Source organism: Streptomyces sp. Sge12, from assembly GCF_002080455.1.
In the GTDB taxonomy this organism is placed as follows: Bacteria; Actinomycetota; Actinomycetes; order Streptomycetales; family Streptomycetaceae; genus Streptomyces.
This window is the reverse complement of sequence record NZ_CP020555.1, coordinates 7,911,928-7,926,354: the sequence shown is the minus strand read 5'-3', so window position 1 is coordinate 7,926,354 and position 14,427 is coordinate 7,911,928. Positions and strand designations below refer to the sequence as shown.

General features: G+C 71.8%; 12 protein-coding genes. 4 read left to right on the top strand and 8 right to left on the bottom strand.

Annotation, left to right across the window (positions count from 1 at the left end; all coding sequences use genetic code 11):
- Positions 1-126: 126 nt before the first annotated feature.
- From B6R96_RS35670 to B6R96_RS35655, 4 genes are all read left to right on the top strand, one after another.
- Positions 127-1,809: a glycoside hydrolase family 13 protein gene (locus B6R96_RS35670; RefSeq protein WP_081524864.1), complete on the top strand. Its 1,683-nt coding sequence runs from the start codon at positions 127-129 to the stop codon at positions 1,807-1,809.
- 78 nt (positions 1,810-1,887) lie between these two features.
- Positions 1,888-3,222 (top strand): ABC transporter substrate-binding protein, encoded by a 1,335-nt coding sequence (locus B6R96_RS35665; protein ID WP_081524863.1) that lies wholly within the window; start codon positions 1,888-1,890, stop codon positions 3,220-3,222.
- Positions 3,223-3,244: 22 nt separating this feature from the next.
- On the top strand, positions 3,245-4,591 hold the full coding sequence (locus B6R96_RS35660) for an ABC transporter permease (protein WP_081525424.1): 1,347 nt from the start codon (positions 3,245-3,247) through the stop codon (positions 4,589-4,591).
- The gene (locus tag B6R96_RS35655; protein ID WP_078972313.1) at positions 4,588-5,484 is read left to right on the top strand and encodes a carbohydrate ABC transporter permease; all 897 of its coding nucleotides are present in this window, start codon (positions 4,588-4,590) and stop codon (positions 5,482-5,484) included. The genes B6R96_RS35660 and B6R96_RS35655 overlap by 4 nt, the downstream gene beginning before the upstream one ends.
- An 80-nt stretch (positions 5,485-5,564) precedes the next feature.
- Here B6R96_RS35655 and B6R96_RS35650 read toward each other — a convergent pair whose 3' ends face one another.
- From B6R96_RS35650 to B6R96_RS35615, 8 genes are all read right to left on the bottom strand, one after another.
- Complete coding sequence (locus B6R96_RS35650; RefSeq protein WP_081524862.1) at positions 5,565-6,683, bottom strand: LLM class flavin-dependent oxidoreductase; 1,119 nt, start codon at positions 6,681-6,683, stop codon at positions 5,565-5,567.
- 11 nt (positions 6,684-6,694) lie between these two features.
- Positions 6,695-7,741 (bottom strand): LLM class flavin-dependent oxidoreductase, encoded by a 1,047-nt coding sequence (locus tag B6R96_RS35645; protein WP_081524861.1) that lies wholly within the window; start codon positions 7,739-7,741, stop codon positions 6,695-6,697.
- The gene (locus tag B6R96_RS35640; protein WP_081524860.1) at positions 7,738-9,117 is read right to left on the bottom strand and encodes an NtaA/DmoA family FMN-dependent monooxygenase; all 1,380 of its coding nucleotides are present in this window, start codon (positions 9,115-9,117) and stop codon (positions 7,738-7,740) included. The genes B6R96_RS35645 and B6R96_RS35640 overlap by 4 nt, the downstream gene beginning before the upstream one ends.
- A 23-nt stretch (positions 9,118-9,140) precedes the next feature.
- On the bottom strand, positions 9,141-10,382 hold the full coding sequence (locus B6R96_RS35635; protein ID WP_081524859.1) for an LLM class flavin-dependent oxidoreductase: 1,242 nt from the start codon (positions 10,380-10,382) through the stop codon (positions 9,141-9,143).
- Positions 10,383-10,536: 154 nt separating this feature from the next.
- The gene (locus tag B6R96_RS35630) at positions 10,537-11,340 is read right to left on the bottom strand and encodes a GNAT family N-acetyltransferase (protein WP_081524858.1); all 804 of its coding nucleotides are present in this window, start codon (positions 11,338-11,340) and stop codon (positions 10,537-10,539) included.
- 41 nt (positions 11,341-11,381) lie between these two features.
- Positions 11,382-12,398: an ABC transporter substrate-binding protein gene (locus B6R96_RS35625; RefSeq protein WP_081524857.1), complete on the bottom strand. Its 1,017-nt coding sequence runs from the start codon at positions 12,396-12,398 to the stop codon at positions 11,382-11,384.
- 100 nt (positions 12,399-12,498) lie between these two features.
- The gene (locus B6R96_RS35620) at positions 12,499-13,275 is read right to left on the bottom strand and encodes an amino acid ABC transporter ATP-binding protein (protein WP_081524856.1); all 777 of its coding nucleotides are present in this window, start codon (positions 13,273-13,275) and stop codon (positions 12,499-12,501) included.
- Entirely contained in the window at positions 13,272-14,276 is a 1,005-nt protein-coding gene (locus B6R96_RS35615) for an amino acid ABC transporter permease (protein WP_081524855.1), read from the bottom strand. The genes B6R96_RS35620 and B6R96_RS35615 overlap by 4 nt, the downstream gene beginning before the upstream one ends.
- Positions 14,277-14,427 lie beyond the last annotated feature (151 nt).

Sequence of the window (14,427 nt, the reverse complement as noted above, 5' to 3'; positions counted from 1 at the left end):
CCACCCCAGCTTTTCGCTGTTTCTGGACACATCGTTGACACCTTCCAGTCGCTGCTACTTAACATGCATGCATAACAGCGCACCGATCCGGAGCGCTCTCGCATTCAGCAGACAGGTCGACGCGAGATGCTCAGCACCCTTCCGGCCGACACCGGCCGCCCCTCCCGCACCGCCACCGCGACCGCCCCCTGGTGGCGTGACGCGGTGATCTACCAGGTCTACGTCCGCAGCTTCCTCGACAGCACCGGGGACGGCATCGGCGACCTGGCCGGCGTCCGGGCCGGGCTCCCGTACCTGCGCAAGCTCGGTGTCGACGGGATCTGGCTCAGCCCCTTCTACCCCTCGCCGCAGCACGACCACGGCTACGACGTGGCCGACTACTGCGGGGTCGACCCCGTCTACGGCGACCTCGCCGAATTCGACCGGCTGGTGGCCGACGCCCGCCGACTCGGGCTCAAGCTGCTGCTCGACATCGTCCCCAACCACTGCTCCAGCGAGCACCCGTGGTTCCGGGACGCGCTCGCCGCGGAGCCCGGAAGCCCGGCGCGCTCCCGATTCCACTTCGCGCCCGGCCGCGGCGCGGACGGGGCGGAGCCCCCCAACAACTGGCGCGCCATGTTCGGCGGTCCCGCCTGGAGCCGGGTCATCGAGCCCGACGGCACCCCCGGGGAGTGGTACCTGCACCTCTTCACGCCGGAGCAGCCCGACCTGAACTGGCGCGACCCCGCCGTCGGTGACGACTTCGAGCAGGTGCTGCGCTTCTGGCTGGACCGCGGGGTCGACGGCTTCCGCATCGACGTCGCCGCCGGACTGTTCAAGCACCCCGCACTGCCCGACTCCGACGACCCCGGAGCCGACGAGCGGGCCCGCGACGCCGTCAACCAGCTCGCCTGGAACCAGCCCGAGGTCCACGACGTGTGGCGGCGCTGGCGCGCGGTCTGCGAGGAGTACACCGCCCTGGACGGCCACGAGCGGCTGCTGGTCGGCGAGGTGTCCGTACCCACCGCACGCGAGCACGCCGCATACGTCCGCCCCGACGAACTGCACCAGGCCTTCTTCTTCGACCTGCTCAGCGCGCCCTGGGACGCCGACGCCTTCCGCGCGACGATCACCGAGGCGATACGCGACATCGCCGGCACCGGCTCCACGGTCACCTGGGTCCTCAACAACCACGACCAGATCCGCACGGTGACCCGCTACGCGGGCGAGCCCGGAGTGGAGGGCAGCGGACTGGGCGCCGCCCGCGCCCGCGCCGCGGCCCTCCTGATGCTCGCGCTGCCCGGCGCCGCCTACGTCTACCAGGGCGAGGAACTGGGCCTGCCCGAGGTCCTCGACCTGCCCGACGAGGTACTCACCGACCCGATCTTCCTGCGCACGGGCAGCCGCAAGCACGTCCGGGACGGCTGCCGCGTGCCGCTCCCCTGGTCCGGGCACGCCTCACCGTTCGGATTCACCCGGGACGCGGGCGGCGCCAAGCCGTGGCTGCCGCAGCCCGAGTGGTTCGCCGAGCACGCCACCGACCGCGCCCTGGCCGACACCCGCTCCTTCTGGCACCTCTACCGCGACGGCCTCCAGCTGCGGCGCACCCTGCCTCAACTCGGCGACGGCGCACTGCGCTGGCTGGACGCGCCGCCGCAGGTCCTGGCGATCGTCCGCGGCGACGGCCTGGTCTGCGCGGTCAACTTCGGCGCGGAGCCGGTACCCGCCCCGGTCCCCGGAACCCCGCTGCTGGCCAGCGGCCCGTGCCCCGACGGCGTGCTCCCCGCGGCGACCGCCGCCTGGTGGACCGCCGAGTGCCCGGCCCCCTGACCCCGCCCTCCCGCTCCCCTTCTCCCCGCTCCCTCCCTCCCTCTCCCCGCGCGCACCCCCTCGACGTAAGGACCTCTCATGCGACGACCCAGCACGACCACCCGGCGGACCGCGGCCACCGCATCGGCGGCCCTCGCCCTCGCCCTCGGTGCCACGGCCTGCGGCGGCTCCCCCACCGGACCCGCGAGCGGCGGCGAACTGAGCGGTCAGACCGTGACCGTGGCAGGCGTCTGGACCGGCAGTGAGCAGAAGAACTTCAAGAAGGTGCTGGACGCCTTCACCGAGAAGACCGGCGCCAAGACCGTCTTCGTGCCCTCCGGCGACAACGTCTCCACCTTCGTCGGAAGCAAGATCGAAGGCGGCAACGCGCCGGACGTGGTGATGGTGCCGCAGGTCGGCGTGCTCCAGCAGTTCGTCAAGGAGGGCTGGCTGCTCCCGCTGTCCGAGCAGACCACGCAGAGCGCCGGGTCCACCCTCGCCCCGGTGTGGCGCAATTACGGCACCGTCGACGGCGCGTACTACGGCCTCTACTTCAAGGCCGCCCACAAGTCGACCGTCTGGTACGCCCCCGAGGCCTTCACCCAGGCCGGGGTCAACGAGCCCAAGAGCTACGCCGACATGCTGAAGGCCGGCCGCACCCTCGCCGACTCCGGCCGCCCCGCCTTCGCGATAGCCGGTGAGGACGGCTGGACCCTCACCGACTGGTTCGAGAACATCTACCTCTCCCAGGCCGGGCCGGAGAAGTACGACCAGCTCGCCCAGCACCGGATCAAGTGGACCGACGAGAGCGTCGTCAGGGCGCTGACCACCCTCGGCGAACTGTACAAGGACAAGCAGCTCGTCGCCGGCGGCGCCCAGAGCGCTCTCGGGACCGACTTCCCCACGTCGGTCGCGCAGGTCTTCGGCCCCGAGCCCAAGGCGGGCATGGTCTACGAGGGCGACTTCGTCGGCGGCGTCGCCAAGGACCAGTTCGGCAGGAAGCTCGGGACGGACGCCAAGTTCTTCCCGTTCCCCGCGGTCGACGGGGGCAAGGCGCCGGTCGTCAGCGGCGGGGATGCGGCCGTCGTCCTCAAGGACGGGAAGAACAGCAAGGCCGGCATGAAGCTGGTCGAGTTCCTGTCCGGCTCCGAGGCCGCCGAGGTCTGGGCGCGCGCGGGCGGCTTCCTCTCCCCGAACAAGGAAGTCGGCATGGCCTCGTACGGCGACGAGATCACCCGCGGCACAGCCGACTCGCTCATCGCGGCGGGCGACTCCATCCGCTTCGACATGTCGGACCAGGCCCCCGCCGCGTTCGGCGGGACCAAGGGCGCCGGCGAGTGGAAGCTCCTCCAGGACTTCCTGCGCGACCCGTCGGACCCGCAGGGCACGGCCGCGAAGCTCGAGGCGGAGGCCGCCAAGGCCTACGGGAACTGAGGCGGTCCCGATGGCTGACACCATGACCGCCCCCGACCTCGCCCGCGCGGGCACCGCCCGGGCACCGGTCGACGGGCGGCGCCTGGCCCGGCGCAGGAAACGCCGCCTCGCGGTGGTCTTCGTCCTCCCGGCCCTGCTGCTGCTCGGCGCGCTGGTCGTCTACCCGGTCCTCTTCTCCTTCGGGCGCAGCCTCTTCGACGCCGACGGCGACCGCTTCGTAGGAGCCGGGAACTACGTCGCGATCGTGCAGGACCCGGCCACCTTGAAGGCGATCCGCAACAGCGCCATCTGGGTCGTGGTGGCGCCGACCCTGCTGACCGGGCTCGGGCTGATGCTCGCCGTACTCACCGAGAAGGTGCGCTGGGCGACCGCGTTCAAGCTGGTGCTCTTCCTTCCGATGGCCGTGTCGTTCCTCGCCGCGGGCATCATCTTCCGGCTCGCCTACGAACAGGACCCGGACCGGGGCGTGCTGAACGCCGCCGTCGTCGGCGTCCACGACGGCTTCTCGGACACTGCCGCCTATCCGACGGCCCGGGCCCGGGAGAACCAGGGGCTGACGGGCGGGGCGGGCGGCCCGTACAGCACCGCGGGGACCCTGCGCCCCGGCCGCTCGGTCGATCTCGGCCTCATCGGGGTGGCGCCCGACGCGATGCCCGCCGGAGCGAAGTCCGCGGCCGCCGCGGCGCCCGCCGCGGACGGGATCGGGGGCGTCGTCTACCTCGACTTCGCCCCCGGCGGCGCCGGTCTCCCGGGCCGCATCGATCCCGGCGAGAAAGGACTGCCCGGCATGACCGTCGAGGCCGTACGGGACGGCCGGGTCGCCGCCACGGCCGTCTCGGCCGACGACGGGTCCTTCCGCCTCACCGGGCTGGCCGACGGCGAGTACACCGTCAGGCTGCCCGCGGCCAACTTCGCGGCCCCGTACCAGGGGGTGAACTGGCTCGGTCCGGCGCTGGTCACACCGGCCATCATCGGCGCCTACCTATGGGTGTGGACCGGCTTCGCGATGGTCCTGATCGGCGCCGGCCTCTCGGCCATTCCCCGGGACGCGCTGGAGGCCGCGCGCATGGACGGGGCCTCCGAGAGCCAGATCTTCCGCAAGATCACCGTGCCCCTGCTCGCGCCGGTGCTCACGGTCGTCTTCGTGACCCTGGTGATCAACGTGATGAAGGTCTTCGACCTCGTCTACATCATCGCGCCGGGACCCGTCCAGGAGGAGGCGAACGTGCTGGCCACCCGTATGTGGCTGGTGTCCTTCGGCGGCGGCAACGACCAGGGCCTCGGGAGCGCGCTCAGCGTGGTGCTCCTCCTGCTGGTCGTCCCGGCGATGGTCTTCAACATCCGGCGCTTCCGAAGGAGTGGAGCATGAGCGTCACCGGCACCGCAGGGCGCGGGCTCCGGCGGGGGCCCGGTCACGGCAACGGGCGCCGGCTGTCGCGCCTGCTGAGCAACTCCCTGGTCCAGGTCGCACTGATCCTGGTCGCCCTCGTATGGATCACCCCGCTGGCGGGCCTGCTCCTGTCCTCCCTGCGCTCCGAGGGGGACAACGCCTCCGACGGCTGGTGGACCGCCCTCACCGACCCGTCGCAGCTGTCCCTGGACAACTACGGCGCTCTGCTGGAGGACTCCGGCATCGCGGCGGCCTTCGGGAACACGGTCCTGATCTCCGTGCCCACCACCGCCCTGGTGGTCGCCATCGCGGCACTGGCCGGATACGCCTTCGCGTGGCTGGAGTTCCCCGGCCGCGACGCCGTCTTCCTGGTGGTCGTCGGACTGCTCGTCGTGCCCGTGCAGATCGGGCTCCTGCCCGTGGCCAAACTCTTCGGCGCGGTCGGGCTGTTCGGCACGGTGGCCGGCGTCGTCCTCTTCCATGTCGCCTACGGACTGCCCTTCGCCATCTTCCTGCTGCGCAACTACTTCGCGGAGATACCGCGCGAAATGCTGGAGGCCGCCCGGATGGACGGCGGCAGCGAGTGGCGGATCTTCACCCGGCTGGTGCTGCCGCTCGGCCGGCCGGCCATCGCGAGCCTGGCCATCTTCCAGTTCCTCTGGGTGTGGAACGACATGCTCGTGGCGCTGCTCTTCGCGGACAGCGGGTCCCAGCCGCTCACCGTCGCACTGCAGTCCCAGATGCGGCAGTTCGGCAGCAACATCGGCGTCCTCGCGCCGGGGGCGTTCCTGTCCCTGGTGGTCCCGCTGATCGTGTTCTTCGCCTTCCAGCGGCACTTCGTCCAGGGGGTGATGGCGGGCTCGGTGAAATAGCCGCGCTCTCGTGGCACGGCGGGGCGCGGGTCCTGCCGGCCGGTCGTACGACCGGGCGGCAGGGCCCGCGTCGAGCGCGATCAGCCCGAACGGCGCTGCCATTCCTCGGCGAGCAGCCGGTAGGAGCGGACCCGGTCGGCGTGGCCGTGCGTGATGGTCGTGATCAGCAACTCGTCTGCGCCCGTGGCCTCTTGGAGCCGGTCGAGGTGGTCGGCGACCGTGCGTGCGGAGCCGACGAACTGGGTTTCCACCCGGTCGGCGACCAGTTCCCGGTCGGCGTCGGTCCAGGGCAGGGCGCGTGCCTCGGCGGGGGTCGGGAAGGGGATGGCGCCTTCGGCGGTGCGGATGCTGCGTACCCAGGGTGCGTACCCGGCGGCCAGTTCGCGGGCGGTCGCGTCGTCCTCGGCGACGACGACGTCGGCGGACACCGTCAGATACGGGCGGTCCAGTTCGGCGGACGGTTTGAAGGCGGCCCGGTAGCCCTCGGCCGCCTCCAGTACCGAGGCGGGACTGACGTGGTAGTTGGCGGCGAACCGGAGCCCGTTGCGGCCCGCGGTCTCCGCGCTGACCCCTCCGCTGCTGCCCAGGATCCACACCTGTACGTCGGCCCCCTCGCCGGGGACGGCGTGCGCCTCGACGCCATCCGGTGAGCGGTACTCGCCCCGCAGCAGCGCGAGTACGTCGTCGACCTGCTCGGCGTAGTCCTGGGGGCGGGCACCGGGCAGGTTCAGCAGGTGCTGCTGGAGGGCGACCCGAGGGTGGCCCAGCAGGTGGGCGAAGGAGAAGGGTTTCGGGATCCGCAGCCCGTTCGGGGTGTGTCCCTCGAACGGTGCTTCCTGTGCGCTCCGCTGCGGTGGGCGGCCGGCCGAGCGGCCCAGGCCCAGGTCGAGGCGGCCGGGGTGGAGCGCGTCGATCAGGCCGAACTCCTCGACCGTGGACAGGGCAGTGCGGTGCCCGAGCTGGACTGCACCGGAGCCGATCCGGATGGTCGAGGTCGCCGAGGCCGTCAGGGCGAGCACTACGGCCGGGGAGGTTCCGGCGACCCCCGGGTTCAGGTGGTGCTCGGCGAACCAGTAGCGGGCGTAGCCGAACGCCTCGGTCTGCCGGGCGAGGTCGATGCTGTGGTGCAGGGCCTCGGCGGCGGTCGAACCGGACGGGACCGGGACGAGGTCGAGGACCCCGAGGGGGATGCCGGACATGGCCGGACTCCTTACAGGTCGGGGAAGGAGGGGTCGGGGATCTCCCGGCGCAGCACCGGGGCGATCTGCGACTGGAAGAGTTCGAGCGAGGCGCGGTGCTCCGCCGGGGTGAGCCCGCCCGGCTCCGCCTGGAGGTGCAAGGCCGTGTGGCCGAAGGCCTCGTGGTAACGGTGGACCTTCTCGATCACCTGCTGGGGGCTGCCGACCAGGGCCGAGCTCCGCTCGACGAAGTCCTCCAGCGTCGAAAAGACGGGATCCACGCCCTGCTGCTTGTGGGCGGCGAGGTACCGGGCGAAGGCGGGCCGGTACGCCGCCACCGCCTGTTGCGAGGTGGCGGCCGCGTGATAGCCGGCCGTGCCCGCGCCGACGACGGCGTGCGCCGGATCGTGCCCGTAGTGCTCCCAGCGCTCCCGGTAGTGGCGGACCAGTTCGGCGTACGGGCCGATCGGATGGGTGACGTTGGCCGAGAAGAGCGGGTCTCCGTAGCGGGCGGCGAGCTCGACGGACTCCTTGCTGGTGGCGCTGCCGTGCCAGACCCGCAGGGCCGGCTGGAATGGCCTGGGCAGCACCTCGGCGCCGGCCAGCGGCGGGCGGAAGCGCGGCTCGGCGCTCACCTTGTCCTCGCGCCAGATGCGCCGGAACAGCTCGTAGCCCTCGGCGTTGCGCTCCCACTGGTCCTCGGGGGTCACGTGGAACAGCTCGCGCTGGGCGGTGCCGTTGCCCTTGCCGATCATCAGCTCCAGGCGGCCGCCGGAGAGGTGGTCGAGGGTCGCGTAGTCCTCGTACGCCCGCACCGGGTCCAGCAGGCTCAGGGTGGTCACGGCGGTGAACAGCCTGATCCGGCGGGTCAGCGCGGCGATGTGGCTGAGCACCACGGGCGGCGACGACGACAGGAAGGGCCGCTCGTGGCGTTCGCCGACCCCGAAGCCGTCGAAGCCGAGCTCCTCCGCGAGCAGCGCGGCGGCGACCACCTCGCGGAACCGCTCGTGCGTGGGTGTGGGGGCGCCCGTCACCGGGTCCGCGGAGTCCGTGATCAGGGTGATGGCCAGGAACTTCATGAGGCCACGGTCTGCCTGCCGGATGCCGGCCGCGGCACGTCGAGACCGAGGTGGTCGCGGAGGGTGGTGCCGGCGTATTCGGTGCGGAAGACGCCGCGTTCCTGGAGGAGCGGGACGACGGTGTCGGCGAAGTCGTCCAGGCCGCCGGGGGTGATGTGGGGGACGAGGATGAAGCCGTCGGCCGCGTCCGCCTGTACGAGGGTGTCGATCTGCTCGGCGACGGTGGCGGCGGAGCCGACGAAGGTCTGGTCGGCGGTGGTGGAGATGACGAGCTCGCGGATGGAGAGGTTCTTGGCCTCGGCCAGCCGGCGCCACTGCCGGGCGGTCTCCAGGGGGTCGCGGAACTGGCGGACGCTGGCCCTGCCGAGGGCGACGGTGTTCTCCCCGACCTCGGGGTCGATGTCGGGCAGTGGGCCGTCCGGGTCGTAGGCGGACAGGTCGCGGTTCCAGACGTGTTCCAGGAACTTGATGGCGGTCTGCCCGCTGACCTGGCGGCGGCGTACTTCGTGGGCGATCTCGTGGGCCTCGGCGTCGGTGTCGCCGAGGACGAAGGTGGCCGCGGGCAGGATCTTCAACTCGTCGTGCGTGCGCCCGTACTTGGCGAGCCGGCCCTTGACGTCGGCGTAGAACGCGCGCCCGGCTTCGAGGGTTCCGTCGCGGCCGAAGATCGCGTCGGCGGAGGAAGCGGCGAACTCGCGGCCCTCGTCGGAGTCGCCCGCCTGGAAGATCACCGGCCGGCCCTGGGGGCTGCGCGGCACGTTGAACCGTCCCTCGATGTCGAAGTGCTGCCCCCGGTGGGCGAAGGCACCGGCCCGCGCGTCCCGCAGGAAGACGCCCGCACCGGGGTCGGCGGCGATCTCGGTGCCGTTCCAGGAGTCGAAGAGTCCGTTCGCGGTTTCCAGGAACTCCTTCGCGCGGGAGTACCGCTCCTCGCGCGGCAGGAACCCGCCGCGCCGGAAGTTCTCGCCGGTGAACGCGTCCCAGGAGGTCACCACGTTCCAGGCGGCCCGGCCCTCGGAGAGGTGGTCGAGGGTGGCGAACTGGCGGGCCACCTCGTAGGGCTCGTTGAAGGTGGAGTTGATGGTCCCGGTCAGCCCGAGGCGCTCGGTGACGGCGGCCAGGGCGGCGAGCACGGTGAAGGTGTCGGGGCGGCCGACCACGTCCAGGTCGTAGATCTGGCCGCCCTGTTCACGCAGCCGCAGCCCCTCGGCGAGGAAGAGGAAGTCGAACCGGGCACGTTCTGCGGTCCGGGCGAAGTGCACGAACGAATCGAAGTCGATGTGGCTGCCGGCCGCCGGGTCGCTCCACACGGTGGTGTTGTTGACGCCCGGGAAGTGGGCCGCGAGATGGATCTGCTTGAGCGGCTTGCTCGTCATGACGGGTCCTTACGGGTCCGGGATCAGGCGGCGGGGTGGGCGGCGTAGCGGTTGGCCGGGCGGTCCAGCCCGAGCAGGCCGCGCAGGGTGTCCGCCTCGTACGCCCGGCGGAACACCCCGCGCCGCTGGAGCTCGGGCACCAGATCCCGGGTGATCGCGGGCAGATCGTGGCCGATCACGCCCGGCCGCAGCACGAAGCCCGACAGACCCGCCTCGCGCCGCTCCAGGAGCAGGTCCGCCAGCTCGCCGGGGCTGCCGGTGAAGACCGCGCCCCCGCCTCCGTACGGGAGTCCCGCGAGCGCGTCCAGGCGCTCCAGCCGGGCGGCGGCCGCCGGGGCATCGGCGTCCAGGAACACCGTGAGGTCCCCGAAGAGGTGCAGCGGCTGCGCCGCGAGCCCGGTCGCCTCCCGGGCCCGCCGGATCGCCGCGACCGCGGCGCGCGTACCGTCCCCGTCGTGCGCGGGGACGTACCCGACGTCGGTGGAGCGGGCGACGAGGGCGTAGGAGGCCTCGCCGTCACCGGACGCGCCGACCACGGGCTGGCCCTGCGGCGGGCGCGGGGTGATCGACGGCCCGCGGACGCTGAAGTGGCGCCCCTCGAAGTCGATGTAGTGCAGCTTGTCGCGGTCGACGAACCGTCCGGTGGCCACGTCCCGGATCTCCGCGTCGTCCTCCCAGCTGTCCCACAACCGCCGGATCACCTCGACGTGGTCGGCGGCCTCGGCGTGGAGCTCTGCCTCCTCCAGCGGGCCGGTGCGCCGTCCGAAGTGCCGTGCCTCGTCGGGGAGTCCGGACACCTGGATCCACAGGCCGGCGCGGCCGCGGCTCACGTGGTCCAGGGTGGCGATCGCCTTGGAGATGTGGAAGGGCTCGGTGTGGGTGGCCGTCACGGCCGGGACCAGTCCGATGTGCCGGGTCAGCGGTGCGACACGGGCGGCGACGAGTACCGCGTCCAGTCGCCCCCGGACCCGGTCCGTGCGTCCGTCGGGCCCGTCCGGCCCTTCCGGCCCGTCCGCCGGGGACGACTGGAGGGTGAGGGAGTCCTCGAAGGAGACGAAGTCGAGCAGCCCCGTCTCGGCCTCGGCGGCGAGGCCTGCCCAGTAGCGGGCCGTGAAGAGCTCGCCGGGCCGGGCACCCGGCTCGCGCCAGGCGGCCGGGTGCCGGCCCGCCCCGTCGAGCGCGACGCCGAGGTGCAGCGGCGCGGAGGATGCCGATGTGAATGCGGAGGCGGATGCGGATGTCGATGCGGGCGGGAATGAGGACACGTCGAATTACGCCTTCCTGATCGGCCGGGCGAAAAGGAGGCCGATACGCGTCGCCGAAATACGAGGGGCGTAGGAGAGGGCGGGGAAGAGGCCCCTCACCACTTTCTTTTCGAGACGCTACGCCCGATAGCGGTGCCATACAATGACCTGAATATTAAGAGAAGTTGGCAGCGGTGTTGCCGGGCGCGCGGACCGCCATGAAGGACGGGCGGCGGCGCAGGGTGAAGCCGATCGACTCGTACAGTCGGATCGCCGTCGTGTTGCTCGCGGCGGTGTGGAGGAACGGGGCGTCGCCGCGCTCGCGGATGCCCGCGGCGACGGCGCGGACCAGCCGCGTCGCCAGCCCCCTCCCCTGATGGTCGGGATGCGTGCACACCGCGCTGATCTCGGTCCAGCCCGGCGGCCGCAGCCGCTCTCCGGCCATGGCGATCAGCCGGCCCCGGTGCCGGACGCCGAGGTACGTACCCAGCTCGACGGTGCGGGGCAGGAACGGACCGGGCTTCGTGAGCTCGATCAGTTCGAGGATGTCGGGTACGTCGCGGGGGCCGAGCCGGATCGCCTCGGGGGCGGGTTCGGCGCGCAGCGAGGTGCCGACCAGCTGGACGCCGGGGACCGAGCCGACGGTCTCCCAGCCGTCGGGCGGAGTCAGTACGCCGGCGAGCGCGGCGATCCGGCCGTCGCCGACCAGCCTGCGCAGGTCGGCCCACGCCTGCGGGTCCGCCGGGTCCGCGAGGGCGGCGAACGGCGAGACGTCCGACGGATAGCGGGCGGCGCGGCAGGAGGAGAGGTCCGCCCCGGGCCGGAGCGCCCGCTCGGCGAAGGCGGCGTGCGCGCCGGACAACGAGGCCCAGGCGGGGTTGTCGAGGACGTGCGGGGACACCGCGGTGCCCGGGCTCGTACGCGTACCGGTGCTGGTGCTCGTACGCGTGCCGGTGCCGGTGCCGGTGTTCGTGCTCATGGGGTGGGCTCCGTCCGTGGCGCGGCCCGGGGGCCGGGGATTCAGGAGTTGGTCACCGGCAGGCCCGGCGGGTTGACCTCCGAGCTGGTGACGGCCTCGTTGGACAGGTTCCAGGCGGCGAGCAGCTGCCCGTACTGGCCGTTCTTGATCAGGTGGTTGATCGCCCCTGCCACCGGCTCGGCGAGCCCGCTGCCCTTCTTGGCGGTCGCCGCGATCAGGCCCTGGAGGGACTCACCGGCACCGGAGAACGAGCCCGCGTTGCGGGTGGGTGAACTGCCGCTCGCCGTCTGGGTGATGTGGTAGGCGATGGCCGGGTTCGGGCCGAAGCTGACGTCGATCTTCTTGCCGCTCAGGGCCAGATAGGTGCTGTTGGCGTCGGGGAAGTACTTGACGGTGATGTCCTTGCCCTCGGCCTGGAGCTTCTTCTGCCACTCCAGCAGGATCTTCTCCTGGTTCGTGCCCGAGCCGACGGCGACCGTCCTCCCCGCGAGATTGCGGTAGTCGCCGCCGAAGTTCCAGGGGTTGTCCTTCAGCGTCTCGAAGGCCAGGTTGTCCTGCCGGTAGGAGGCGAAGTCGTACTTCTTCTTCCGCTCCTCCGTGACCGTGACGTTCGTGAAGGCCACGTCCACCTTGCCGCTGTCGATGCCGACGAAGAGGTTCTCCCAGGTGGAGTTCTTCACCACCGGCTTGAGCCCGAGCGTGGCGGCCACCAGGCGGCCGAGGTCCGGTTCCGCACCGGTCAGGGTCTTCTGGTCGGTGCCGACGTACGCCAGCGGCGGGAAGCCGGCGGGCAGCGCGCCGACCCCGACGACGAGTTCGCCGCGCTCGCGGACCTCGGCGGGCAGCTGGGCGCGCAGGGACTCGACCACCGGGACGGACAGCTCGGCCTGCTGGGCAGCGCCGTTGGACACCGCGCCGACGGTGACCTGGCCGGAGCCCGGTCCGGTGGCCTCGGCCTCGCCCCCGCAGGCGGTGAGGCCGGAGGCGAGCGCCGCGGTCGCGGTGGCGGCGCCGAGGCCGCGGACGAGTCTGGTGCGCAGGGAGCGTCGGCGTCGCATGGTGTTCCTTTTCGGTTCGCAGGGGGCTGGGGTGCGGGTAGGGCGGGTGGGTCGGGTGGAATGCGTGGGACGGAGTGGGACGGAGTGGGGTGCCGCGGAGTCAGAGCACCTTGCTCAGGAACTCCCGCGTACGGGGATGGGTGGGCCGGTCCAGTACCAGTTCGGGCGGGCCCTGTTCGACGATGCGGCCGCCGTCGAGGAAGACGACCTCGTCGGCGACCTCGCGGGCGAAGCCGACCTCGTGCGTGACGATGACCAGCGTGGTTCCGCCGGTGGCCAGGTCCTTGATCACGGACAGCACCTCGCCGACGAGTTCGGGGTCGAGCGCGGAGGTGGGTTCGTCGAAGAGGATGACGCCGGGCCGCAGGGCGAGGGCGCGGGCGATGGCCACCCGCTGCTGCTGGCCGCCGGACAGCTGCCTGGGATAGGCGCCGGTCCGGTCGCCGAGGCCGACGCGCTCCAGGAGTTCGCGTGCCAGGGCGCGCGCCTGGGCCCGCGGCAGCCTGCCGGTGGCCACCGGGGCCGCCGCGACGTTGTCGAGGACGGTCAGGTGCGGGAAGAGGTTGAAGTTCTGGAAGACGAAGCCGATCCGCCCCCGCTGGGCGAGGATCGCCCGCTCGCTCAGCTCCTTCAGCCGTCCGCCGTGCCGGGTGACGCCGATCAGCTCGCCGCCCACGCTGACGTATCCGGCGTCGGGCTTCTCCAGGTGGTTGACGACCCGCAGCAGGGTGGACTTGCCGGAGCCGGAGGGGCCGAGGACCGCGGTGACCGTGCCGGGGCGCAGCGTCAGGCTCACCCCGTCCAGTACCTGCTGCCGGCCGTACCACTTGTGTACGTCGTGGACCTCGATCGCGGCGGCCCGCAGGGCGGTGGTCATCGCGCCGTCTCCTTCCGGAAGCGGTCCCGCAGATCGCGCAGGCCCGTCCGGGCCCGCTGCACGGGGGTGGGCGGGATCGTGCGCAGCGCGCCGCGCGCGTAGTGGCGCTCGACGTAGAACTGGATGACCGACAGGACGCTGGTGAGGACCACGTACCAGAAGGTGGCCACCAGCAGCAGCGGCACGATGTCGCCGGAGTAGGTGCTGCCGAGACTCTGCACGGTGCCGAACAGGTCGAGCAGCGATACGTAGAAGACCAGCGAGGTGGCTTTCACCAGCCCGACCAGCTGGTTGACGTAGGCGGGGACGATGGAGCGCAGCGCCTGGGGGAAGACGATCCGGGCGAACTGGTACCGCTTGGGCAGTCCCAGCGCGGCCGCCGCCTCGTGCTGGCCCTGGTCGACGGAGAGCAGCCCGGCCCGTACCACCTCGGCCGCGTACGCCGCCTCGGCCAGGCTCAGTCCGACGACCGCCACGACGATGTCGGTGGCCAACCGCGACTCGTCAAAGGTGAAGAAGGCGGGCCCGAAGGGCACTCCGATGCTCAGGGTGGGGTAGAGCGCGCTCAGGTTGTAGAGGAAGAGCAGCACCACGATCAGCGGTACGGAGCGCAGCAGCCAGACGTACGTCCAGCTCACCGACCGCAGGACCGGGTTCGCGGAGAGCCGGCCGAGGGCGAGCAGGATGCCGCCGGCGAGGCCCAGGACCGCGCTGTACGCGGCCACTTGGAGGGTAATGAGCAGGCCCTCCAGGATGACCGGTCGGGCGAACCAGTACGCGAAGCGGTCCCACTGGTAGAAGGGGTTGGTCAGCAGGCCGTGGGCGGCCTGGGAGAGCAGGACCAGCACGACGAGGGTGGCGATCCATCGCCCGGGCCGGCGGAGCGGGAGGACCGGTTCGGCCGGCGCGGGCGGTCTCGGGGGCGCGGTGAGAACAAGTGATTCGGTCAAGGACACTCCAGCAGCATTCGACAAATCCGAGAATCGAAAAGCAGCCGTCATGCCGGGCAGAAGAGGCCGCCGTTGTTTATCTGCGGCGTAAGCTAGGCAGCCCGCAGAAGGGCTGTCAACGGCCCCGATATCGAAGTACGGAGAAGCGTGCGGCATTTTCATCTGCCGTACACACAACGCCTTCCCGCGAAATGAAACGGGC

Bases quoted from the DNA above. Each gene is read 5' to 3' on its own strand.
- B6R96_RS35670 (WP_081524864.1), top strand. From the start codon at position 127: ATGCTCAGCACCCTTCCGGCCGACACCGGCCGCCCCTCCCGCACCGCC.
- B6R96_RS35665 (WP_081524863.1), top strand. From the start codon at position 1,888: ATGCGACGACCCAGCACGACCACCCGGCGGACCGCGGCCACCGCATCG.
- B6R96_RS35660 (WP_081525424.1), top strand. From the start codon at position 3,245: ATGACCGCCCCCGACCTCGCCCGCGCGGGCACCGCCCGGGCACCGGTC.
- B6R96_RS35655 (WP_078972313.1), top strand. From the start codon at position 4,588: ATGAGCGTCACCGGCACCGCAGGGCGCGGGCTCCGGCGGGGGCCCGGT.
- B6R96_RS35650 (WP_081524862.1), bottom strand. From the start codon at position 6,683: ATGTCCGGCATCCCCCTCGGGGTCCTCGACCTCGTCCCGGTCCCGTCC.
- B6R96_RS35645 (WP_081524861.1), bottom strand. From the start codon at position 7,741: ATGAAGTTCCTGGCCATCACCCTGATCACGGACTCCGCGGACCCGGTG.
- B6R96_RS35640 (WP_081524860.1), bottom strand. From the start codon at position 9,117: ATGACGAGCAAGCCGCTCAAGCAGATCCATCTCGCGGCCCACTTCCCG.
- B6R96_RS35630 (WP_081524858.1), bottom strand. From the start codon at position 11,340: ATGAGCACGAACACCGGCACCGGCACCGGCACGCGTACGAGCACCAGC.
- B6R96_RS35625 (WP_081524857.1), bottom strand. From the start codon at position 12,398: ATGCGACGCCGACGCTCCCTGCGCACCAGACTCGTCCGCGGCCTCGGC.
- B6R96_RS35620 (WP_081524856.1), bottom strand. From the start codon at position 13,275: ATGACCACCGCCCTGCGGGCCGCCGCGATCGAGGTCCACGACGTACAC.
- B6R96_RS35615 (WP_081524855.1), bottom strand. From the start codon at position 14,276: ATGACGGCTGCTTTTCGATTCTCGGATTTGTCGAATGCTGCTGGAGTG.